The organism is Nonomuraea insulae, assembly GCF_042656245.1.
In genome coordinates, this window is sequence record NZ_JBHSPA010000029.1 from 116,860 (window position 1) to 139,303 (window position 22,444).

At 70.9% G+C, this 22,444-nt stretch carries 20 protein-coding genes and 1 pseudogene; 8 read left to right on the forward strand and 13 right to left on the reverse strand.

All coding sequences use genetic code 11. The features are described 5' to 3' along the window. Positions 1 to 4: 4 nt before the first annotated feature. The 10 genes from manD to ACFPZ3_RS26500 all read right to left on the reverse strand — a co-directional run bounded on the left by manD (position 5) and on the right by ACFPZ3_RS26500 (position 11,589). Positions 5 to 1,204 carry a D-mannonate dehydratase ManD gene (gene manD, locus ACFPZ3_RS26455; protein WP_379516924.1) on the reverse strand — a complete coding sequence of 400 codons (1,200 nt, stop codon included), beginning with the start codon at positions 1,202 to 1,204 and terminating at the stop codon, positions 5 to 7. 26 nt (positions 1,205 to 1,230) lie between these two features. After that, positions 1,231 to 2,058 (reverse strand): carbohydrate ABC transporter permease, encoded by an 828-nt coding sequence (locus ACFPZ3_RS26460; RefSeq protein WP_379516925.1) that lies wholly within the window; start codon positions 2,056 to 2,058, stop codon positions 1,231 to 1,233. Next, positions 2,055 to 2,960, reverse strand: a complete 906-nt coding sequence (locus ACFPZ3_RS26465; protein ID WP_379516926.1) for a carbohydrate ABC transporter permease — start codon at positions 2,958 to 2,960, stop codon at positions 2,055 to 2,057. Before ACFPZ3_RS26465 ends, ACFPZ3_RS26460 begins: the two co-directional genes overlap by 4 nt. Further along, a complete protein-coding gene (locus ACFPZ3_RS26470; protein ID WP_379516927.1) occupies positions 2,960 to 4,267 on the reverse strand; it encodes an ABC transporter substrate-binding protein in 1,308 nt (435 codons plus the stop codon). Before ACFPZ3_RS26470 ends, ACFPZ3_RS26465 begins: the two co-directional genes overlap by 1 nt. Positions 4,268 to 4,362: 95 nt before the next feature. Continuing rightward, on the reverse strand, positions 4,363 to 5,148 hold the full coding sequence (locus ACFPZ3_RS26475) for a FadR/GntR family transcriptional regulator (RefSeq protein ID WP_379516928.1): 786 nt from the start codon (positions 5,146 to 5,148) through the stop codon (positions 4,363 to 4,365). A gap of 37 nt (positions 5,149 to 5,185) precedes the next feature. Next, on the reverse strand, positions 5,186 to 6,295 hold the full coding sequence (locus ACFPZ3_RS26480) for a glycoside hydrolase family 53 protein (RefSeq protein WP_379516929.1): 1,110 nt from the start codon (positions 6,293 to 6,295) through the stop codon (positions 5,186 to 5,188). A 597-nt stretch (positions 6,296 to 6,892) separates the two neighbouring features. Beyond that, positions 6,893 to 8,569 (reverse strand): urease subunit alpha, encoded by a 1,677-nt coding sequence (locus ACFPZ3_RS26485; protein WP_379516930.1) that lies wholly within the window; start codon positions 8,567 to 8,569, stop codon positions 6,893 to 6,895. Between the two features lie 88 nt (positions 8,570 to 8,657). After that, the gene (locus tag ACFPZ3_RS26490; protein WP_379516931.1) at positions 8,658 to 9,275 is read right to left on the reverse strand and encodes an urease subunit gamma; all 618 of its coding nucleotides are present in this window, start codon (positions 9,273 to 9,275) and stop codon (positions 8,658 to 8,660) included. 6 nt (positions 9,276 to 9,281) lie between these two features. Then, complete coding sequence (locus ACFPZ3_RS26495) at positions 9,282 to 10,280, reverse strand: dimethylarginine dimethylaminohydrolase family protein (protein WP_379516932.1); 999 nt, start codon at positions 10,278 to 10,280, stop codon at positions 9,282 to 9,284. 19 nt (positions 10,281 to 10,299) lie between these two features. After that, positions 10,300 to 11,589, reverse strand: a complete 1,290-nt coding sequence (locus ACFPZ3_RS26500) for an MFS transporter (protein ID WP_379516933.1) — start codon at positions 11,587 to 11,589, stop codon at positions 10,300 to 10,302. Positions 11,590 to 11,689: 100 nt separating this feature from the next. On the opposite strand from ACFPZ3_RS26500, the gene ACFPZ3_RS26505 reads away from it, so the two are divergent. Further along, positions 11,690 to 12,820, forward strand: coding sequence for a PucR family transcriptional regulator (locus ACFPZ3_RS26505; RefSeq protein WP_379516934.1), 1,131 nt, complete (start codon positions 11,690 to 11,692; stop codon positions 12,818 to 12,820). Here ACFPZ3_RS26505 and ACFPZ3_RS26510 read toward each other — a convergent pair. Then, positions 12,811 to 13,998, reverse strand: coding sequence for a cysteine desulfurase-like protein (locus ACFPZ3_RS26510; RefSeq protein ID WP_379516935.1), 1,188 nt, complete (start codon positions 13,996 to 13,998; stop codon positions 12,811 to 12,813). The two genes, ACFPZ3_RS26505 and ACFPZ3_RS26510, sit on opposite strands and share 10 nt — an antisense overlap. A 9-nt stretch (positions 13,999 to 14,007) precedes the next feature. Between ACFPZ3_RS26510 and ACFPZ3_RS26515 the strand changes: the two genes are divergently transcribed. The 3 genes from ACFPZ3_RS26515 (at position 14,008) to ACFPZ3_RS26525 (ending at position 16,975) form a co-directional block, all read left to right on the forward strand. Next, positions 14,008 to 15,057 (forward strand): winged helix DNA-binding domain-containing protein, encoded by a 1,050-nt coding sequence (locus ACFPZ3_RS26515; RefSeq protein ID WP_379516936.1) that lies wholly within the window; start codon positions 14,008 to 14,010, stop codon positions 15,055 to 15,057. Between the two features lie 25 nt (positions 15,058 to 15,082). After that, entirely contained in the window at positions 15,083 to 16,513 is a 1,431-nt protein-coding gene (locus tag ACFPZ3_RS26520) for a WS/DGAT/MGAT family O-acyltransferase (protein WP_379516937.1), read from the forward strand. Between the two features lie 138 nt (positions 16,514 to 16,651). Beyond that, a complete protein-coding gene (locus tag ACFPZ3_RS26525) occupies positions 16,652 to 16,975 on the forward strand; it encodes an MmcQ/YjbR family DNA-binding protein (RefSeq protein WP_379516938.1) in 324 nt (107 codons plus the stop codon). Between the two features lie 20 nt (positions 16,976 to 16,995). On the opposite strand, the gene ACFPZ3_RS26530 is transcribed toward ACFPZ3_RS26525, so the two are convergent. Next, positions 16,996 to 17,694, reverse strand: a complete 699-nt coding sequence (locus tag ACFPZ3_RS26530; RefSeq protein ID WP_379516939.1) for a TetR/AcrR family transcriptional regulator — start codon at positions 17,692 to 17,694, stop codon at positions 16,996 to 16,998. Between the two features lie 150 nt (positions 17,695 to 17,844). Here ACFPZ3_RS26530 and ACFPZ3_RS26535 point away from each other — a divergent pair. After that, positions 17,845 to 18,795 (forward strand): annotated as a pseudogene (locus ACFPZ3_RS26535) (RNA polymerase sigma factor); the annotation flags it as partial. A gap of 111 nt (positions 18,796 to 18,906) precedes the next feature. Continuing rightward, positions 18,907 to 19,668 carry a class I SAM-dependent methyltransferase gene (locus ACFPZ3_RS26540; RefSeq protein ID WP_379516940.1) on the forward strand — a complete coding sequence of 254 codons (762 nt, stop codon included), beginning with the start codon at positions 18,907 to 18,909 and terminating at the stop codon, positions 19,666 to 19,668. 24 nt (positions 19,669 to 19,692) lie between these two features. Here the strand turns inward: ACFPZ3_RS26540 and ACFPZ3_RS26545 are convergent, their stop codons facing one another. Beyond that, positions 19,693 to 20,433, reverse strand: coding sequence for an alpha/beta fold hydrolase (locus ACFPZ3_RS26545; protein ID WP_379516941.1), 741 nt, complete (start codon positions 20,431 to 20,433; stop codon positions 19,693 to 19,695). 99 nt (positions 20,434 to 20,532) lie between these two features. Here ACFPZ3_RS26545 and add point away from each other — a divergent pair, with 99 nt between their 5' ends. Beyond that, on the forward strand, positions 20,533 to 21,495 hold the full coding sequence (gene add, locus ACFPZ3_RS26550) for an adenosine deaminase (RefSeq protein WP_379516942.1): 963 nt from the start codon (positions 20,533 to 20,535) through the stop codon (positions 21,493 to 21,495). Next, complete coding sequence (locus tag ACFPZ3_RS26555; protein ID WP_379516943.1) at positions 21,492 to 22,412, forward strand: TIGR02569 family protein; 921 nt, start codon at positions 21,492 to 21,494, stop codon at positions 22,410 to 22,412. The genes add and ACFPZ3_RS26555 overlap by 4 nt, the downstream gene beginning before the upstream one ends. Positions 22,413 to 22,444: the final 32 nt, after the last annotated feature.

Genomic DNA, 22,444 nt, shown 5'->3' on the forward strand with positions numbered 1-22,444 from the left:
GGACTCACCAGTCGTGGACGGTGCCGTCCTGCAGCCGGTTGACCGGCAGGTACGCCTGCTCGTACGGATGCGCGCCCGCCAGCTCCTCATCGAGCTCCACGCCGATGCCGGGCGCCTCACCCGGGTGCAGGTACCCGTCGGTGAAGGTGAAGGCGTGGGGGAAGACCGCGTGCGTCAGGTCGGTGTAGCCCGCGTACTCCTGGATGCCGAAGTTGTGGATCGCCAGGTCCAGGTGGATCGCGGCGGCCATGCCGACGGGGGAGATGTCCTCCGGCCCGTGGATGGCGCTCTTGATCTGGTGCTGCGCGGCGAAGTCGAACAACTTCCGCAGCGGTGACACGCCGCCGAAGTGGGTGACGGCTGAGCGCACGTAGTCGATGAGCTGCTCGCTCACCAGCGTCTGGTAGTCGTAGACGGTGTTGAACACCTCGCCGATCGCCAGCGGCGTGGTGGTGTGGGAGCGGACCAGGCGCAGGCCGTCCTGGTTCTCCGCCGGGGTGCAGTCCTCCAGCCAGAACAGGTCGTACGGCTCCAGGTCCTTGCCCAGCCGCGCCGCCTGGATCGGCGTGAGGCGGTGGTGGGCGTCGTGCAGCAGAGGCAGGTCGGGGCCGAACTCCTGGCGTACCGCGTCGAAGACCCTGGGGAGGTTGCGCAGGTAGGCGCCGGTGTCCCAGTCCTCCACGACGGGCCGGGCGCTTTGTGAGGAGTCCTGGGCGTGGCGGACGCCGTACACGAGCTTGAGGCCCGGCACACCCGTCTGCACGCGGATGGCCGGGTATCCCTGGGCCAGCCGGGCGCGGATGGAGTCGAACAACTCGGGCAGGTCGGCTCCGCTGGCGTGCCCGTACGTGCGGACCCGCTCCCTGCTCGCGCCGCCCAGCAACTGGTACAGCGGCAGCCCGGCGACCTTCGCCTTGATGTCCCACAGCGCGACGTCCACGGCGGCGATCGCGGCCATCGTCACCGGCCCCCGCCGCCAGTACGCCCCCCGGTAGAGGGACTGCCAGGTGTCCTCGATGCGGTGGGGATCGGTCCCCAGCAGCAGGGGGACGACGTGATCGCGCAGATAGGCCGCCACGGCGAGTTCGCGCCCGTTGAGCGTCGCGTCGCCGAGCCCCGTGACGCCCTCGTCGGTCTCGATCCTCAAGGTGACGAAGTTACGCCCCGGGCTGGTCAGGACCACCCTGGCGTCGACGATCTTCAATGCACTGCCTTTCGTGAGAGAGGGGGTCAGCCCTTCGTGGCCCCGGCGGTCAGCCCGGCGACGAGGTACTTCTGGCCGAGGACCGCGACGATGACGACCGGCACCGTCATGAGCGTGGCGGCGGCCATGAGACCGCCCCAGTCGGTGCTGGCGTAGGAGATGAAGTTGAACAGCGTCACGGGCGCGGTCTGGGTGGTCTCGTCGGAGAAGATCAGCGCGAACATGAAGTTGTTCCAGCTGAAGATGAACGCCAGGACGGACGCGGTCGTGGTGCCCGGCGCGGCCAGCGGCAGCGCGATGCGCCAGAAGGCGCCGAAGACGCTCAGCCCGTCGGTGCGGGCCGCCTCCTCCAGCTCGACCGGCAGCCCCTCGAAGAACCCGATCATGATCCACAGGATCAGCGGCACCGAGACGAACATGTGGCTGAGGACCAGCACGGTGTAGCTGCCGACCAGCCCGGCCTGGGCGAACAGGTAGTACCAGGGCACGAGCAGCGAGATCGCCGGGACGATGCGCGCCACGAGGACGAGCGACCCGGTCCTGCGCATCCGGAACCGCCCGACCGCCCAGGCGGCGGGCACGGCGATGATCGCCGACAGCACGGTGGACACCACGCCCACGATCAGGGAGTTGCGCAGCGAGGCCAGCACGTCCCCGTCGGCCAGGACGTTGCGGAAGTTGTCCAGGGTGGGGGAGAACAGCAGGCCCACGCTGGGGTCGGTGACCTGCACGTTCGTCTTGAACGCGGCGGCGAACATCCAGATGATCGGCAGCACGAAGGCCAGGCACACGACCGTGATGGCGGCGCCGCGCACCCAGGACAGCACACGTCGCCTGGAGCCGGGGGAGCTCATGCGGACTTCCTTCCAGGACGGCGCCGGAGCAGCACCACGACGCCGACGATGGCCAGGGTGAACAGGACGAGTACGGCCGAGGCCAGGCCGTACTCCTGGTAGTCGAAGGTCAGGCCGTAGGCGTAGACGTTGAGGGTCTCCACCTCGAAGCTGGAGCCGCCGCCCGGGCCCTTGGTGGCGTACAGGATGTCGAAGGTCTTGAGCGCGTCGATGGAGCGCAGCACCACGGCGGTGATCAGGGTCGTGCCGAGCATCGGCAGCACGACGTACCGGAAGCGCTGCCACATGCTCGCCCCGTCCACGTGGGCGGCCTCCTCCGGCTCCTCCGGCAGCGTGGACAGCCCCGCGAGCAGCAGCAGCGTCATCATCGGCGTCCACTGCCACACGTCGATCAGCATGAGGATGGGCAGCGACTGGCTGACCGAGCCGAGGAACTCCTGCGGCGCGATCCCGACGGAGGCGAGCAGGTGGTTGGCGATGCCGTTGGTGGGGTCGAGGATGAGCAGCCAGAGGATGCCGACCGCGACGGGCGTGGTCAGCAGGGGGATGATGAGCACCGTGCGGACCCAGCGGCTGCCCAGGAACGGCCTGCGCATCAACATCGCCAGGGCCAGGCCCAGCACGGTCTCGGCGAGCACGGCGCCGACCGTGAACAGGGCCGTGCGCCCGGCGGCCGGCCAGAAGCGGCGCACGTCGGTGAGGGCGTCGCCGAAGTTCCGCAGCCAGACGTAGCCCTTGCCGGCGTTCACCGCGCCGAAGGCGTCGGTCAGGCTGAGGTTGAGCGTGAACAGCAGCGGAAAGACGATCATCAGGCCGACGAACGCCAGCGCCGGGGTGAGCATCGTCCACTTCAGCCGGCGGTTGGCCTGCTCGAACGTCCGCCTGCTCCGAGTGACAGCCATCAGCCCTCCCTGTGGCGGTTGTCGCGGACGAGGAAGTCGGCGAACTCGGCGTCCGCCTCCCTGGCGACCGGCGCCACCGGCTCGCCGAGGATCCCGGCCACCAGCGGCCGGCCGATGATGTCGCGGGCCCGGCCGACCTGCAGCACGTCGGGCCGGTCGATCCCCAGCCCGGTCCGCGCCTGCGCCTGCATCGTGCCGGCCAGGTCGGAGGGGAACGAGGCGAGCGTGGCCGGGTCCGACCAGGCGGACTGCCGGGCGCCCGGGATGCCGTCCGCCTGCAGCCGCTTGACCATCTCGGGGCTGGAGGCCCACCGGAGGAACTCCCACGCCTCCCCGCGCAGCCGGGAGAACGCGCTGATGCCCAGGCTCCACGACGGGATGTTGAACGGCCGCGCCCCCGCGGGGCCCGCGGGGAACGGCGCGAAGCCGACGGTGTCCTGGACGATGGAGATCTTCGGGTCGAGGAAGTTGCTGTAGATCGCGTCGGCGTCCACGTAGAAGGCCGCCTTGCCCTGGGCGAAGATCGGCATGGCCTGCTCCAGGCTCATGTTGGTGGCGCCAGGGGGCCCGGCCCGCTCCAGCAGCCTGCCGTAGTACTCGTACGCGGCGATCGCCTCCGGCCGGCCGATGCCCGACCGCCCGTCGATGGTGAAGTCGCCGCCGTAGGAGTACAGGAAGCTCGACCACATGCTGACCGCGCCGCTGCGCTGCCCCCTTCCCACGAAGCCGAAGACGTCGCCTTTCGTGAGCCGCAGCGCCGTCTCCATGAGCTCGTCGAGCGTCTTCGGCGCGCTGGTCAGGTCCTTGCGGTAGTACAACACCGGCCGCTCGGTCACCACCGGGACGCTGAGGACCTTCCCCGCGGTGACGGAGCGCTCGCGCGGCGCCTTGAGGAAGTCGGCCCAGCCGTAGGCCGCGTCGCCCTCCACCAGGGTGGTGAGGTCGGCCAGCCAGCCGTTGTGGGCGAAGAGCAGCTGCTCCTGCAGGGCCCGGACCATCATGACGTCGATGTCGGTGGCCGAGGCGTTGAGCTTGACGTTGTAGCTGTTGGCGAGCTGGTCCGCGGTGAGCAGCGACATCGACACCCGGCGGCCGATGCGCTCCTCGAACTCGGGGAGCAGCTTCGTGACCGCCTGGGACCAGACATGGTTGATCCCCATGACCCGCAGTGGTGTGTCCGGGGAGGGCTTGCCGCTCTCGGTCGAGCAGCCCGTGAGCGCCGCCCCGCCGAGCGAGACCGCGGCCGCTGCCGCGAGCCTGCCGAAGGAGCGGCGGCTGAGGTGATGGCTGTTGATGGACATGCTCATGCTCGGCTTTCTCACAACGGTCCAACTGGTAGGACCGGTTGGACCATAGCAGTCCGACTTCACTATGACCAGAGCAGGTCAGTCAGGACGGTGGGTCAGTTACGGCTTTTGGACTGGCTCAGCAGCGTCTCGATGTGCTGCCTCGCCATCACGTCCACGCTCAGGTCGAGGTCCTTGCCGTAGGTGCGCAGGCCGAGCGTGAGGTGCTCACGCATGTAGCTCCTGGCCCGATCGACGTCGCGGGCCGTGATCGCCTCGAAGATCTCGAAATGGTGGGGGACGCCCGGCTCGCCGATGGTGGGATCGGAGTGCGAGCGGAGCATCATCTCGAACATCATGCCGCTGATCGACGACAACATGATCCGCAGCACCGGGTTGCCGCTGGCCTGCGCGATCGCGTCGTGGAAGTCGAGGTCGGCATGGGCCTTGTCGACGACGTCGGTCGCCTTGAGCAACGCGTCGTTGGCCCGCCCGATGGCCGCGAGCTGGGCCTGGTCGGCGCGTTCCGTCGCCAGCCCGACGATCTCGACCTCCAGCGGGATGCGCGCCTCGATGAGCTGGCGCACCGTGGGCCGGCCCGCCCGGTAGAGCGCGTCGTAGTTGCGCGCGTGCTGGGAGGACTGCTCCCGGACGAACGACCCACGGCCGGGGGCCACGTCGATCATGTGCTGCGCCTCCAGGCGGCGCAGCACCTCGCGTACGACGTTGCGGCTCGCCCCGAACTGGGCGGCCAGCTCACGCTCGGAGGGGAGCTTGGTTCCCACCTGGATGTCCCCGGAGCGGATGCCGTGCTCCAGTTGACGCGCGATGCGCTCGGTCAGCAGCCCGCGGTAGGACTGGGACAGATCAGTGCCCATCGGTGCTGTCGATTCGGTGGGCATGGACCGAGGATACAGGAGCTCCCCGAGCGCGGGATGTCTACGGCGTCCACTTGATGCCGGGGTTGACGTGGCCGGTCCAGTCGAAGGTGGCCATGTTGTCCCACTGGTTGCCGGTGCCGTTCATGTTGGCCGGGTCCCAGCCGTTGCCCGCGATGGCGTACCAGGTGGGCTCCCAGTAGAAGACGCCGATCGCGCCGGCGTTGCGGGCGGTGTTCTGGACATGGGTGAAGTTGGTCGCCTGCCCCGCCCAGGTGGCCGGGTAGCCGGAGCACGGGGCCGTGCCGCCGATGGCGTTGCCTTCGCTGTCGGCGTTGGCGGAGGTGAACGGGTAGGCGGTCTCGGCCACGATCACCGGCTTGCCGTACCGGGTCCGGGTGTCGGTGATCACGTTGTAGAGGGTGGACTGGGAGCCGTGCCACATGCAGTAGTACGACAGCGCGGTGATGTCCCAGGGCACGCCCTTGGCGCGGATGCCGTCGTAGAACCAGCGGGCGTGGTCGAGGTTGTCGGCGTTGGCCGTGTGGATGATCACCTGGGTGCCGCTGTTGCACGCCTTGGTGGCGTTGTAGCCGGCCTTCAGCAGCAGGCTCAGGTTGGTGAAGTCGTTGTTGACGACCCTGCCGTCGTTCCAGAGCATGCCGACGTTGATCTCGTTGCCGATCTGCACGCTGTCCGGGGTGGTGCCCTGGGCCTTGAGGCTGTTGCAGATGTCGTAGGTGTAGTTGTAGACGTCGGTCTGGAGCTGGCCGATGCCGTGGCTCGCCCAGGCCGCCGGCTTGTACTGCTTGCCGGGGTCGGCCCACGTGTCGGAGTAGTGGAAGTCGATCATCAGGCGCAGGCCCTTGGCCTTGACCGTCCTGGCGTACGCCAGGACCTTCGCCTTGTTGTTGTAGCCGCTGGGCGGGTTGTTCCAGATGCGCAGCCGGACGTAGTTGACGCCCGCCGCCGCCAGGATGTCGAGGGGGTCGGCGGCCGTGCCGGAGGCGTTGTAGTACTTGGCGCCCAGGTCCAGGCTGCGCTGGACGGAGGAGATGTCGGCGCCGCGCATGGACAGGGTGGCGGCCGCGGCGGGTGCGGAGTTCAGGGAGACGGCCGCGACCAGCGTCGTGAGGGCCAGGAGGAGCCTGCGTAAGCGATACCCGATCATGCCGACCTCTTTCTGTGAACGCTCACGGACTGATGGAGAGCAGACGTGCCTGATGAACACGCCTTTAGGGCACAGATTGGGGCATCTGACCTCTGTGAACGTTCACAGAGTCTCTTGCGCATGAGGATAGGAAAGAAACGGCCGTCGGGGAAGAGGCGATTTCCACCTTGTTTCGCTGCGGTGGCCGACGCGTTTCACCCGCGGGCGCGCGTTTCACCTCGCAGACGCGTTTCGCCCCGCAAATGCCAGCCGCGGCCCCCGAAGACGGGAACCGCGTGCTTGCACGTCCTTCCTCGCGCCTCAGCGGCGCCTACGCCGCCGACGCGAGCTGCGGCCACTGTCGCCACCATCGGGCCCAGGTGGAATCGGGATGGCGCGGAAGCGGGTCAGGCCGAAATAATGCAGAATCGACATGACATCCCCCGGTTGATCACGTGCCGGTCGTCGAACCAGCACTGGGTTTTCCTTCGCTTACACCCACGTCAACCAGGCCGGCATACCCAGACTTCCCCCACGACCCGTCCCAGGGAAAGTCTCGCCCCAGGTTTTACCGTTCACCTACTTGCGCACTCTGGCTGTTGCTCAACCGTGCATCGGTCACGCCAGATGATGCACCTGGGTGAGCGGGAGCACGGTGGCCGGCGGCAGGCCCGTCGGCCTGCCGTCCACCAGGACGGGGCCGCCGTCGCGCGGCACCCGTACGTGCGGGACAGCGGTGTTGCGGACCATGTCCGCGCGGGTGAGCCCCCGAGAGCCGTGGATCGGCAGGTAGCTCGCCCCGGCCGGCAGCGCCCGCCGCGCGGCGGCGTCCTCCAGGGCCTCCCGCGCGACGAAGACGTGGGCCAGCCGCCGCGGCGCGTCGCCCATGGCGCCGAAGAAGCGCCGGTAGGCGCGCGGCTGCCCGGCCCGCGTGGACGCCGCGCCCGACGCGCTCACGCCCCAGGCCACGAACCCGGACTTCACGACCAGCTCGGGCTTCGCGCCGAACCACGCCGGGTGCCACAACACCAGGTCGGCGACCTTGCCGGGGGCCAGGCTGCCGATCTGGCCGGCCATGCCGTGCGCGATCGCGGGATTGATGGTGATCTTGGCGAGGTAACGCAGGACCCGCTCGTTGTCGTGCCGGCCGTTCTCCGCCGAGACCGACTTCGCGTGCGCGGCGAGCTGCCACGTGCGGCGGGCGGTCTCGCCGACCCGGCCCATGCCCATCGAGTCGGAGTTGACGATGCTGACCGCGCCGGCGTCGTGCAGCGCGTTCTCCGCCGCGATCGCGCTCGCCCGCACGCGGCTCCTGGTCACCTCCGCGTCGCCGGGCAGCAGCGCGTTCTGCCGGTGCACGGTCATCGTCATCGGGAACAGCTCCGCCACGGTGTTGACCGTGTACGGCAGCGTGGGCGTGGTCGAGGAGGCCAGGATGTGCGCGTGCGCCAGGATCTCCAGCAGGTCGGGATGGCCGCCGCCGCCCTCGACGTGGTAGGCGTGCACCGTGCGCCCCCGCGTCGCCTCGATGGTGTCGGCCAGCAGGCCCGACTCGTTGAGCGAGTCGGTGTGCAGCGCCACCGGCAGGTCGGCGGCATCGGCCACCGCCAGGCAGGTGTCCACGACCGCGGGCTGCGCGCCGAAGTCCTCGTGCACCTTGAACCCGCCCGCCCCGCCGAGCACCGCGGCCTCCAGCGGCGCCGGCCGCACCGAGGAGCCGCGGGCGAGGAAGGCCACGTTCACCGGCACCTCCCGCCAGGCCTCGATCATCAGGTCGAGGTTGCGCTTGGGGTTGACGCCGATGTCCCACACGCCGCCGATGCCCATGCCGACCACGGTGGTCACACCGGCCGAGAGCGCCACGTCGAGCAGCGCGGGGCTGGACAGGTGGACGTGCGAGTCGACCACGCCGGGGGTGACGATCAGCCCTTCCGCGGGGATCATCGCCGTGTGCGGGCCGACCACGAGATCGACGTCGTCGACCGCGTCGGGCGACCCGGCCCGGCCGAGCCCGGTGATCCGGCCGTCCTTGATCCCGATGTTGGTCTTGACCACGCCGAGCAGCGGGTCGAGGACGAGCGCGTTGGTGACGACCACGTCGAGCTCGGAGGAACGGGCGCCACTGGTGAGCAGCAGCCCTTCGCGCACGGTCTTGCCGCAGCCGCCGAGCAGCTCGTCGCCGGCCTCGGTGTCGTCGCGTTCGACCTCGACCACGAGCCCGGTGTCGGCCAGGCGCACCCGGTCGCCGGTGGTCGGGCCGTACACGGCCGCGTAGGTGGCCCTGTCGAAGCTCATCCTTCGCCCCCAGTCGCTCTGCCGAAGCCCATCCTTCGCCCCCGCGCTCTCCCGAAGCCCATTCCTCGCCCCCGTGCTCTGCCGAAGCTCATTTCTCGTCTCCCAGCGTGAGCCGGGGCGCGGTGGCCGCGCCGCCCAGCATGACCAGCCGCACGGTGACCGTCACCCCCGGCGGGAAGCACAGGCTGCTGCCCGCCGGCACGTCCAGCCGCCGTCCGCGGGCCGCCTCCCGCTCGAACGACAGAGCCGCGTTGGCCTGCCAGAACGGGTAGTGCGAGGAGACGTGCACGTCCACGTCCGCGGTGTTGGTCACCTCGATCTCCACCCGGTCGCGTCCCGGCACCAGGGCGGCCTGCCCGGCCGCCGCCGGGATGACGGCCCCCGGGTCGGCCGGATCCGGCCGCCTGCCCAGGGGGTCGTCGACGGCCACGAGCGCCGTGCCGGCCGGGAACAGCGCGTCCACCTCGACCCGGCGGACCAGCGCCGCGACCCCGGGCCTGGCCTCCTCCGCGCGCACCGCGCCGCGCCCGGCCGCGATCACCGCCTCCATCGGCAGCCCGTCCCAGGCGGCCTCGAACACCGCGTCGGCGACCAGCGCCACGACCTCGGGCGCCGACAGCAGGGCGCCCCGGTCGCGGCGGCGCCGGGCCAGCTCCGCCACGGTGAAGACGGTCAGGCGGTCGTGCTCCGCCGGAGTCAGATGCATCGATACCTACCAGTCGCGGACGAGTTCCATGGTCGAGCAGTGGATGCCGCCGCCGTTCTTCAGGATCTCGTCGTACGGCACCGGCACGATCTCCACACCCTCGGCGGCCAGCCGGTCGGCGGTGCGCACACAGTGCGCGGGGAACAGCAGCCGCCGCGGCCGGATCGTGAGCGAGTTGCAGGCGTACTGCTCGTCCGGGTGCGGCGAGACGACCTTGATCCCCAGGCTGTCCAGCCGGGTGAGGAACTCATGCGGCAGGCGGTGGGTGTTGGCCAGCGCCAGATCCTCATCCACCATGTGGAACTGCCCGTCCACGTGAATCGTGTACCCCGGCAGCGGCACCGTCACCAGCTCGATGCCGAGCGGTTCGAGGAACCCGGCGAGCTGCCGCGCCCCCTCGGGGTTGCACCGGATCGACAACCCGAACACCGCCAGGTCACGCCGGAGCTTGACGAACGTGCCGCCCTCCGCGAGCCCCGCGCCGATGATCGTGCCGAGGATCGGCATGCCGAGCCCGGCGACCGTCCTGGTCACCGACGCCTCCTCACCGCGCCGCATCCGCGGGGCCAGCCGGGTGATGACGGCCCCGCCGGGCACGGTCAGCATCGGGTCGCGGGTGAAGACCGACTTGGTGTGGCCGGGCAGCTCCGGCGCCTCGACGACCTCGACGTCCTCGGCACGCAGCGCGGACAGCAGCGCCGCGTGCTGCTCCGTCACGAGCTGCATGTTCGGCGCCTTGTCGCCGCGCCAGTACCACCGCCGCTCCGGATCGACCAGCGCGCCGGCCCGGGGATCCCACGCCTCGGCGGTGATGTCGGCGAGCCCGCTGCTCGGAGGGCGTACCAGCACCGTGCGCAGCGGGCTGATCTCGTCCGCGGCGCCCCAGCGGCGGCCCCAGTAACGCTCCAGCTCGGCCGGGTCCTGGAAGGCGGGCTCCGGCTCGGGGCCGACCAGCTTGTGGTAGTAGTGCTCGGGCTGCGCGCCGTCGTCGGCGATCGTGCTCATGAACAGTCCTTTCCGTACGTCACAGTTCCGCGATCCTGAGCCGCTGGGCCGCCACGGCGGCGAAGAACGTGATCAGCGAGAACACCAGCAACATCACCGCCACCGGCCACAGGCTCTCCCCGGTCGCGGCCAGCAGGGCGGTCGCGGCCAGCGGCACGAACCCGCTGATGGCCCCGGACACGTTGTACGACAGTCCCACCCCTGAGTAGCGCACCTCGCGGGTGAACATCTCACTGAGCAACTGCCCGCAGGCGGCGTAGCTCACCGACACCAGCACCACGCCGGCCACCAGCCCGGCCGCGACCCCGAAGGGGGTGCCCAGCCCGACCAGCCAGAAGATCGGGAACGCCGCCACGGCCGAGGCCGCCGCCCCCCAGATCGCCACGGGCCCGGCCCCGACGCGGTCGGCGATCCGGCCGAACAGCGGGTAGAGGCACAGGTTGATGAAGGAGCCGAGGGTGGCCGCGTTGAGCAGCACGGTACGGTCCACGCCCACGGTGTCAGAACCGTAGTTGACCAGGAACGTACCGCACAGGTAGTAACCGCCGATCCCCACGAACGACACCGCGATGCCGACCACCAGCCGCCACCTGCTGGTGCGGATCAGCTCGACCAGCGGCCGCTTGGCGGCGCGCTGCTGGGTCAGCATCTCCTGGAACACCGGCGACTCGTCCACCCTGCTGCGCACCCAGAGCGCGAGCAGCAGCAGCGGGAACCCCAGCAGGAACGGGATCCGCCACCCCCAGGAGTCGAACTGCGCATCCGGCAGCACGCTGACCAGCGCGAACACCGCCGTAGCCGTCAGCGAGCCGACCGGGGAGCCCATCTGCGGCATGACGCCGTAGATGCCGCGCTTCTCCTTCGGCGCGTGCTCGACCGCCAGCGTTGCCGCGCCGCTCCACTCGCCGCCGACGGAGATGCCCTGCAGCAGGCGGAGCGTGGCCAGCAGGATCGGCGCCGCCACCCCGATCTGCGCGTACGTCGGCAGCAGGCCGATGCAGCCCGTGACGACGCCGATGAGGACGACGGTGACCATGAGGATGCGGCGCCTGCCGTACCGGTCGCCGAGGTGGCCGAAGAGGGCCGCGCCCACGGGCCGGGCGACGAAGCCGACGCCGAACGTGGCGAAGGAGGCCATCGTGCCCGCGAGCGGGCTCAGCTCGGGGAAGAACTGGCCGTTGAAGACCAGAGCCGCCGCCGTGCCGTAGACGTAGTAGTCGTACCATTCCAGCGCTGTGCCCGCGAAGGCGCCCAGCGCGACGGTGCGGGGGTGGGTAGCCGGCCGCTGGGGGTGAGCCGAGGATTGCATGGTGCCACCCTGTCGCGCCCCTGACCTGCGCTTCAATTGCCAAACGACACCCGGGTACCGCCACTAGACTGTGCATTTGCACAAGCGAGGAGGTCCGCGGATGACGGTCGAAGAGCTCTCGCGTGAGCTCGTGCGCGACGTCGCCCCGCTCGCCGGCCGCTTCGTCCGCGAGCTCGGCGCCCCCTACGCCGGGACGGTCGTGCCCGAGGAGACGCTGCTGGCCGACGCCCATCGCAGCCTCGAACTGATCCTGCGGCTCATCGGCCGGCTGCCGGTGCCGGAGCACGTCGCGGGCGCCTCGGCCGAGATCGGCGCGGCCAGGGCCGAGGCGGGCGTGCCGCTGGACACGCTGCTGCAGGCCGTCCGCCTCGACGCCAGGGTCGTCTGGGACGAGCTGCGCCTGCGCGCGGACCCCGGCGACCTGCCGAGCCTGGTGGCCGAGGCGCCGCGCGTGTGGGAGGCGGTGGAGCACCACTCCATGGGAATCCTGGCCGCCTACCAGCAGCGGGTGCTGGAGATGGCCCAGGCCAGGCAGGACGAGCGGGCGCGGTGGTTCGCCCGGCTGCTGGAGAGCGACGGGCGCCATCCCGACATCCGGCGGCAGGCCGCCACCGTGCTCGGCTTCGAGGAGGGCGCGTGGTTCGCCGTCGTCGCCGTCCCGCCGGGCCCTCTCACGGCCCTCCGCCCCGTACGCGAGCAGCTCGCCGTCCTCGGCGTCCGCGTGCACACGCAGGACTGGCCCGCCGGGTCGATCGTCGTGCTGCAACTCCCCACGCGGGCCGGCGCCGCCGCGGCCGAGGGCTGGTTCCGCGGCGTCCGGTGCGCCGTGAGCCCGGCCGTCGAAGGCCTCGCCGAGCTGCCCAGGGCCGTGCGGCTGGCCGAGCTGACCCTGTACGCGCTGCCGCCCGATGCCTCCGGGCCCCTCGCCACCCGCGACCTGTGGCCGGAGATCGCGGCGGGCATGCTCGGCGAGTTCAGGACCGACCTCGTGCGCGACGCGCTCGGCGGGCTGGGGGAGCTGCCGGCCCGCGACGTCGCCCGCGTGCTGGAGACCGTGGAGCGCTACCTGCGCACCGGCTCGGTCGCGGAGACGGCCAGGCAGCTCTACTGCCACCGCAACACGGTGCTCAACCGGCTGCACCAGTTCGCCTCCGCCACCGGCCGCGACGTCATGACCTCGGCCGACGCCACCGTCGTCACGCTGGCTTTGCGGGCCCGCGCCTACGAGTGACCTTCGAGGCGGGCCACCCCCTCCAGCAGCCGGTCCACGTCGGAGCGGTCGTTGTAGTGGACCAGGCCCGCGCGCACGGCGCCGCCCGTGTCGCGGATGCCGAGCGCGCCGGTCAGCTCCCAGGCGTAGTTGTGCCCGTTCCACACGTTCACGCCCAGTTTGGCCAGGTGCTCGGCCACCTGGCGCGGGGCGTGCCCGGTGACGTTGAAGTAGGCGGTGGCGGTGCGCCTGGCCGGCTTGCCGTACACCGTGACGTGCGGCATCGTCTCCAGCCCCGCGATCAGCACCGCGAACAGCGCCAGCTCGTGCTCCTCCGCGGCGGCCATCGAGGTCAGGAGGCGTTCGCGGCGGTTGCCCGTGCCCGGCACCATGGCGGCCAGGTGGTCCACGGCGGCGGTCACCCCGTCGAGGTCGGCGAAGGCCGCCGTGCCCGTCTCGAACCGCTCCGGCACCGTGTCCAGCGAGGAGGCCAGCTTGTCGGGCCTGATCGTCTCCAGCAGCGCGGGGTCCGCGACGACCGCGCCGATGTGCGGGCCCGACCACTTGTACGCGCTCGTGGCGTAGAAGTCGGCGCCCAGCGCGCGCATGTCCACGGGGCCGTGGGGGGTGGCGTGCACGCCGTCCACGTACACCAGGGCGCCCGCCTGATGCGCCAGCTCGGCGATGGCGGGCACGTCGGGGCGGGTGCCGAGGATGTTGCTGGCTGCCGTCACCGCGACGAGCCTGGTGCGTTCGTTGATCAGGCCGGCGTACTGCTCGACCGGCAGCTCCCCGGTGACCGGGTCCACCTCGGCCCAGCGGACGGTGGCGCCGGTCTGGGTCCAGGGGCGCACGTTGGCGTCGTGGTCGAGCCTGGACAGCACCACCTCGTCACCGGGCCCCGCGATGGCGCTGGCCAGGCGGTAGGTGAGGGTGGTCATGTTGGGGCCGAGGAGCACGCCCGCGGGGTTCCCGCCGACCAGGTCGGCCACGGCGGCGCGGCAGGCGGCCACGATGGCGTCGGAGCGGTGGCTGGCGGGGAAGGCGCCGCCGACGTTGCCGATCCCCGTCCGGTAGGCGGTGGCGATGGCGTCGATGACGGGCCGGGGGACCTGGGTGCCCGCGGCGCCGTCGAGATAGGCGTGGCCGTCGGCCAGGGCGGGGTACGTGGCGCGTACCTCTTTGATGGGGAAAGGCATGATAGGTAAATGCTCAACCTCCGCGACCTCAACCGTGCCACGCTGGCCCGCCAGCATCTTCTCTCCCGCCACCAGGGCGACGCGGCCGACATCGTGCACCGGCTGACCGGGTTGCAGGCGCAGGAGGCGCGGCCCCCGTACCTGGGGATCTGGACGCGGCTGGAGGGGTTCGAGCGCGACGACCTGCACACGGCGCTGCACGCGCGCACGCTGGTGCGCGCCACCATGTGGCGAGCCACGCTGCACCTGGTGACCGCGGCCGACTTCGCGGCGTTCCGTCCGGTGGTGGAGCCCGTGCTGGCCGCCGCCGCGCGCCGCTTCGACGGGGTCGACTTCGGCGCGGTGGTGGCCGCCGCGGACCGGCTGCTGGCGGCGGGGCCCATGACGTTCAACGAGTTGCGGCCGAGGTTGCTGGAGGAGTTTCCCGGCGCCTACGACAGGGCGCTCGGGTACGCGGTGCGCATGCTCACCCCGCTGGTCATGGAGCCGACGGGAGACCGGTGGAGCTTCCCCCGCGAGCCGGCGTTCGGCCTGCCCGGCATCACCTTGGCATCCGCGGGCGTGGAAGCGCTGATCGAGCGCTACCTGGCCGCGTTCGGCCCCGCCACCCCCGCCGACGTGCAGACCTGGTCGGGGCTCGGCGGGCTGCGCAAGGTCATGGCGGGCATGGACCTGGACAGGCTGACCGGCGCCGGGGGCAAGGAGCTGTTCGACCTGCCGGGCGCGCCCAGGCCGGGCGGGGACGTGCCAGCGCCCGTCCGGTTCCTGCCCGACTTCGACACGCTGGTTCTCGGCCACGCCGACAGGACCCGGGTGCTGGCCGACGAGCACAAGGGCTTGGTGGCCACCAAGAATCTGCGGGTCAGGGCCGTGTACCTGGTGGACGGGTTCGCCGCGGGGACCTGGCAGATCAAGCGCTCGGGCAAGAGGGCGAAGCTGCTCCTCAGCCCGTTCGGCCCGGTCGCGCTCGACCCGCTGGAGGAGGAGGGGCTGCGGCTGCTGGCCTTCGCCGAGCCGGACGCCACGGCACTGTCTATTGAAGTGACCGGCGCGGCATGATTGCGTTCGGGGCGGAGGTGTGACCATGCCGCAGCTGACCGCCCTGGACGCGCAGTTCCTCCATTTCGAGACCGCCACGAACATCGCCAACATCGCGGGACTGGCCGTGCTCGACGGCGACCTGAACCGCGCCGACCTGCAGGCCCTGCTCGAACAGCGCCTCCCGTACGTGCCCGCGCTGCGGCGCAGGCTGGCGACCGTGCCGCTGGGCCTGGATCACCCGTACTGGAGGCAGGAGGACGATCTCGACCTCGACTACCACGTGCGTGAGATCGGGCTGCCGCCGCCAGGCGACGACCGGCAGCTCGCCGACCAGGTCTCGCGCCTGCATGCCCGCCGCCTCGACCGCGGCCGCCCCCTGTGGGAGATCTACCTGATCCACGGCCTGGCCGGTGGCCGCATGGGCCTCTACACGAAGATCCACCACGCCGCCGTGGACGGCATCGGCGGCGCCGACGTCCTGGCCGCGCTGCTCGACATCACGCCCGAGCCCCCGCCACCGCTCCACGCCGAACCCGAGCGCGACTCGTCACCGCCGGGGCCCGCCTGGATGCTCGCGCGCGGCCTGGCCAGGCTGGCGGGCAACCCCGCCCACGCCGTACGGTTCGCCGCCCGCGCCATCCCGCACCTGGACGAGATCCCCGTCGTGTCGTGGATCCCGGGCACCGGGTTCGTCTCCGGGCTCGCCCGTCGCCTGGCCGGCAGCGGCCGGGCGCCGGACCTGCCGACGTTGCCCGCGCCCAAGACGCCGTTCAGCGGCCCGCTGTCCGCGCACAGGCGCTTCGCGTTCGTGTCGCTGCCGCTGGAGGAGATCAAGCAGGTGCGCAAGGCGTTCGGGGTGACGGTCAACGACGTGGTCATGGCCGTGTGCGCGGGCGCGCTGCGGACCTGGCTGGCCGCGCACGGGGGTGTGCCGCGTCAGCCGCTGGTCGCCGGCGTGCCGTTCTCGCTGCGGGCCGCAGGAGTGGAGGGGCCGGGCAACCAGGTGGCGATCATGACGGCGCCGCTGGCCGTCCACGTGGCCGATCCCGTCGCCAGGCTCCAGCACGTCCGGCACGCCATGCACCGCATCAAGGACCGGTTCTCGCTGGCGCCCGCGCGGTGGTTGCGCGAGTTCAGCGAGTCGATGCCGGCCGCGCTCATGGGGCTGGCCTCGCGCTCGGCGTTCGGGCTGGTCGGGCAGGCGGCGCCGCCGATCAACGTGATCGTCTCGAACGTGCCTGGGCCGCAGCTCCCCCTGTACGTGTGCGGCGCGCGGCTGCTCACCCACTACCCCGTGTCGGTGATCACGGAGGTGAGCGGGGGTGTGAACATCACGGCCTTCTCCTACGACGGCTCCCTCGACATCGGGGTCGTCACCGACAGGGAGATGGTGCCGGACGCCTGGGAACTGGCCGGGTACCTGCGCGAGGCCCTGGACGAGCTGCGCAACGCGGAAGCGGGCCTGCCGCAGTAGGCGCCGCCGATCGTGCGCACGTTCATGTTGGCTCTTGACCGGAAATATCAGGACACAGGGGGACGTATCCTTCGTCGAAACTGTCGGTGGCATGTGGGACCTTGAGGGTCGTCGCCGGTTGTGGAGGAGGAGAGATCGATGGTCGCCGCCCAGGAGCTCTATGACGATCTCGTGATGGAGCAACTCGCCCGGCCCGGGGTGAGCTTGGGGCGCATGTTCCACTCGGAGGGCCTGCGGGTCGGAGGGAAGGTCTACGCCTTCTTCTCGACGTCGAGGGACCGCGTCGTGCTCAAACTGCCGGCGGCGCGGGCGGCCAGCCTGGTGGCTGACGGCACGGCCGAGGTGATGCAGATGGGCGGCCGGCGGATGCGGGAGTGGGTGGGGTTGCCCGAACCGGAGGAGGAGACGTGGCGAGGACTGCTGGGGGAGGCCGCGGCATACGTGGAGAGCCTGGCCGGCTGACCGCTCTTCTCATGGCGTGCTCAGTTGCCGGCGTAGCCGCCGATGGCGGGCTCCAGCAGGCCGAAGACCCTGCGCGCGAGGTCGGCCTGCGCGGCGGCGAGGTCGTCGGTGGTGGCGCGGCCGTGGTCGGCGGCGGCGCCGTGTCCGTGCTCACCCGTCGCGCCGGCGGTGTCGCCGGTGTCTTCGGGGGCCATCATGCGGGCCTGGAGATCGCGGAAGAGGAGCCGGTCCGCCGCGGCGAGCTGGGCGGCGACGGCGCGGGCCATGACCGGGTCCCCGGGGACCTCGGCCGCGAGTTGCCTGGCCAGGGCCTCTTCACGCTGGTCGTGGAGATCGCGCAGCCGGGCGACCAGGGTCGGGCTGTCGGCGACCATCCGGGCGAACTCCCGCCCCGTGAAACCGATGACCGGATCGCGCCGCTCCAACGCCATCAGGTAGGCCCGCCGCACGGCACCCAGCGCCGACTCCCCGGCCGGACGGTGGGCGACCGTCTGCGCCAGGCCCGCCACGAACTCCGCGTGGTGGTCCAGCGCGAGGTCCTCCTTGCGGGGAAAATAGTTGGTGACGGTCATCTTGGCCACCCGGGCAGCGGCGGCGATGTCGGCAATCGTCGTCCGGTCGAAGCCACGTTGCAGGAACAGTTGGGTAGCGTGGTCAGAGATGGTCTGCCTGGTCTCTCGCTTCTTCTGTTCCCTCAAGCCCAGGGTGTCGATGCTCATAGCCGCAGTCTTCCACAAATTTTTAGGTTCGACCTTATTTTAGGTTGACCCCTCATTCGGGGGAGCCTAAAGTTGGGCGCGACCTAAGTTTAGGCCGCCGTCCACCACCCAAAGCCAGCGAGGAGAAGAGTTTTGTCCCAAGCAGCAGAGGTTCTCGAACTGGACGACAATGTCGCCGACGGCGGCAATGTCGTCGCCGCCGACTCGGTCAAGACCTACCTCAAAGAGATCGGCCGCGTGCCGCTGCTCACCGCCGAGCAGGAGATCGAGCTGGCCAAGCGCATCGAGGCCGGGCTGTTCGCCGCCGAGCGCCTGGACACCGAGCCGGGCCTGCCCGACGAGCTGCGCGCCGATCTGGAGTGGATCGTCGCCGACGGCGCACGTGCCAAGCGCCGCATGCTGGAGGCCAACCTGCGGCTGGTGGTCTCCATCGCCAAGCGCTACACCGGGCGCGGCATGCTCTTCCTGGACCTGATCCAGGAGGGCAACCTGGGCCTGATCCGGACGATCGAGAAGTTCGACTACCGGCTCGGCTACAAGTTCTCCACGTACGCCACCTGGTGGATCAAGCAGGCCATCACGAGGGCCATGGCCGACCAGGCGCGGACGATCCGCATCCCGGTGCACATGGTGGAGCTGATCAACAAGGTGGCGCGGACCCATCGCCGCCTGCAGATCGACCTCGGCCGCGAGCCCACTCCCGAGGAGATCGCCAAGGAGAGCGAGCTCGAGGTGGACCGCGTCATCGAGATCCAGGGCTACGGCCGCGAGCCGATCTCCCTGCACACGCCGCTGGGGGAGGAGGGCGACAGCGAGTTCGGCGACCTGATCGAGGACACCGAGGCCATCTCCCCGGCCGACGCGGTCTCCTTCACGCTGCTCCAGCAGCAACTGCACTCCCTGCTCGACCAGCTCTCCGAGCGCGAGGCGGGAGTGATCAGCATGCGCTACGGCCTCACGGACGGCAAGCCGATGACGCTCGACGAGATCGGCCGCGTCTACGGCGTCACCCGCGAGCGCATCCGCCAGATCGAGGCCAAGACGATGTCCAAGCTCCGCCACCCCTCCCGCTCCCTGGCACTGCGCGACTACCTGGCCTGACCCAAGCGCCGCCCGGCACGAGGCACACACGGGAAAGCTACGCCAACGGGAACCCAAGACTTTCGCCAACGGCCCGGTGGACGCCGGTTACGGTGACCTAGATTCCAAGGCGTGAAACGCTCCCGTTCGAGCCTCGCCCACCAAGTGACGTACGCGATCAAGAATCCGCGGAAGATCCGCCCCCATCTGCGGCGGCTGGCCCGGGACACGTGGTTCAGGCTGCGTACACGGGATCACGTCGCCTACTACCGCGCGGTCATGCGGTCCGACACCGCGCGCGACCCCGAGGGCGCCGTCGGCTCGCACACCCACAGGCGGTGGCTGGCGCTGGGCCGCCTGCAGTTCGACTACCTGGTCGAGCACGGGCTGAAGCCGGAATGCCGGATGCTGGAGATCGGCTGCGGCAACCTGCGGGCAGGCCGTCTGTTCATCGGCTACCTGTACACCGGCAACTACTACGGCGTGGACATCTCGCCCGACATCCTCATGGCCGCCCAGGACACGATCGTCAAGCACGGGCTGGGCGACAAGATGCCCTACCTCACCGCCGTACGCGACCTGCGCTTCGCATTCCTTCCTGACGAGCACTTCGACGTCGTGCACGCGCACAGCGTCTTCTCGCACTCCCCGCTGGAGGTCATCGAGGAGTGCTTCGCCCACGTGGGCCGGGTGATGAAGCCGGGCGGCTGGTTCGACTTCACCTTCGACCGGACCGAGGGCAGGGAACACCAGGTGCTGCGCGAGGACTTCTACTACCGCACCGAGACCCTCATCGCGCTCGCCGAGAAGCACAAGCTGCGCGCGGTGTTCATGGAGGACTGGGAACGGTCGCCGCACAAGCAGTCGAAGATCCGCATCACCAAGCTCGCGTAGCCAAGCTTTGAGCCTGGTTCGGGCCTACTTGGCGACGCCGCTCCAGAACTCCTCCAGCTTCGCCGCCCCCGCCGCCGGATCCTGGAGCATCCACCAGTGGCCGAGCCCCGGCAGAGTGGCCAGTGTCGCGCCCGACCTGGCCGCGCTCGCCCGCGCCACGTCGGCAGCCAGGAACGGATCGTCCGACGGCGTCAGCAGCAGCCCGGGCACGGAGATGCCGGTGAACGCCGGTGACCACTCCTCGGCCACGTGCACGGCGGAGCGGTAGAGCGCCAGGATGCTCTCCGCCATCACCGGGTCGGCGGCGGCCGCCATCGTTACGGCGTGCTCGTGCGGCACCCCGTAGCCCTCGAATGCCTTGGCCTGCTCCTCCACCGGTGCGGAACGCAACTGCTCGAAGAACTGCTCCCCGGCGCCCGGTGTCTGCCACAACCTCGCCAGGTCGTGCCAGCGAAAGTCGGGGTGGGCGATCCCGGCGGCGTCGCTGACCCAGGAGCGTACGAGGCCGGGCCGGGTGCTGACCAGGCGCACCACCAGGCCGCCGCCCCAGTCGTGGCCGACCAGGTCGATCTCGTCCTCCACGGTCTCCAGTTCGGCGGCCAGCCACTCCACGTACTCCTCCTTGGTGGAGGTGAAGCCGTCGGGGCGGGGGCAGCCGAAGCCGGGGAGCTGGAGGGCGCGTACGTCCTGGCGGCGCAGGATCGCACGCAGGGGGTCCCAGACCGCCGCGGTCTCGGGAACGCCGTGGACCAGGACTGCGGTCATGGTCGGCTCCTTTCGCCGTACGAACCGACCGTACGCCAGTCGGCCCGCGGGGGATAATTCGGGTGCGGGCGATTCGGGCGAACCATAGTATTGCGGCACGTGAGAGACGTACGGCTACTGCCGAAGGCCCATCTGCACGTCCACCTGGAGAGCACCGTACGCCCGGGGACGGTGCGCGATCTGGGGGGCCGGCCCGAGCCCGAATCGGGGTTCACCACCTTCAGGGAGTTCGCCGACCAGCGGGCCAAGGTGCGTGACCTGCTCCGCACGGCCGGCCATTTCCGCCGGATCGCGCTGGAGTTCTGCGCCGATGAGGCCGCCCAGGGCACCCGCTACGCCGAGGTGACCTTCACCGCCGCCTCCCACGGGGAGCGTGTGGGGGAGCCGGAGATGCCGCTGGAGGCGGTGCTCGACGGGCTGGCCGAGGGGCGGTCACGCTACGGGATCGAGTGCCGGGTGCTGCTCGACCACTCCAGGCGGCGGCCTTTGGAGCGGTTGTGGCAGACGTACAAGCTGGCCACCCGTTACGAGCAGGTGATCGGGATCGGCCTGGCGGGGGACGAGAGCCATCCGCTGGCGCCGTTCGCCGAGGTGTTCGACGCGGTGTTCGACGCGGCCGGGGACGCGGGGCTGCACCTGGTGCACCACGCGGGCGAGTCGGCCGGGGCGGCCAGCATCCGTGAGGCGCTCGACCTGGGGCACAGCGAGCGGCTCGGGCACGGCATCCGGGTGCTCGACGACGACGCGCTGGTGGCGGAGGTGCGCGAGCGCGGGATCCCGCTGGAGGTCTGCCCCACCTCCAACGTGCTGCTCGGCCTCGTGCCGTCGTTGCCCGAGCACCCGCTGCCACGGCTGCTGGCGGCGGGCCTTGTGGTCACGATCAACACCGATGGGGAGACGACGCTGGCGGACGAGTACGCCCGGCTGCGCGACGTCTTCGGCTACGACGACACGGTCCTGGCCGGCCTGGCCCGCGCCTCGATCGACGCCTCGTTCGCCCCCGAGGCCGTCAAGGAGCAGCTCAGGGCCGGGGTGGACGCCTGGCTCGCCACCGCCCCATGACCGCCACACCCGACCCGGCACACCACACCGACTCCGCCGCGTCCGACCAGGGCGGTCCGGCAGGCCACGCTGGCCCTGCCGCGTCCGACCAGGACGGTCCGGCGCATGGCATCGGCCCTGCCGACCAGGAGGGGGCGCCCCCTCCCGGTGTCGTCGCCGCGTTCGGTGGGCTGGGGGAGCCGGTGTGGCTCGGAGGGGCGTGGCGGGCCGGGGCGCTGGTGCTCAAGCCGGTCGACTTCCTCCCCGAGACCCTCTGGCGTGCCGAAGTGCTGGCCACCCTGCCGGAATCACCCCATTTCCGGCTGGCCCGTCCCGTGAAGGCGGACGGGAGCTGGGCGACGCGAGGCTGGGAGGCGTCCCGGCTCGTCGCGGGTGAGCCGGACGTGAGCAGGCAGGACGACGTGCTGCGGGCGGGCGTCGCCTTCCACGCGGCGATCGCGCACCTGCCCAGGCCCGGCTTCCTGGACCGGCGCGACGACCCCTGGTCCGCAGGCGATCGGGTCGCGTGGGAGGAGCTCGCGGTCCCGGCGGACTCCACGGGCCTGCTGGAGCCCCTCGTACGGGCCCGCCGCCCGGTGAATCTCCCCTCCCAGGCCGTCCACGGGGACCTGCCGGGCAACGTGTTGTTCGCCGACGGCCTGCCCCCGGCGATCATCGACTGGCCCGTCTACTGGCGGCCGCCGTCGTGGGCGGCGGCGGTCGCGGTCGCCGACGCCCTGTGCTGGTACGACGCCACGCCAGCGCTCGCCGCCCGCTGGTCACACCTGCCCGAATGGGGCCAGATGCTGATACGAGCCCTCATCTACCGCATCGTCACGCAGGAACTCGGACCCGCCGAGTGGACCCCGGACCAGGTCGCCGCCCACCGGCCCGCGATCAGCCTCGCGCTCACGTACGGGAAGGAGCGCGATGGCTGACCTGCCCGCAGCGGTGCTGAGGTCGATTCTCG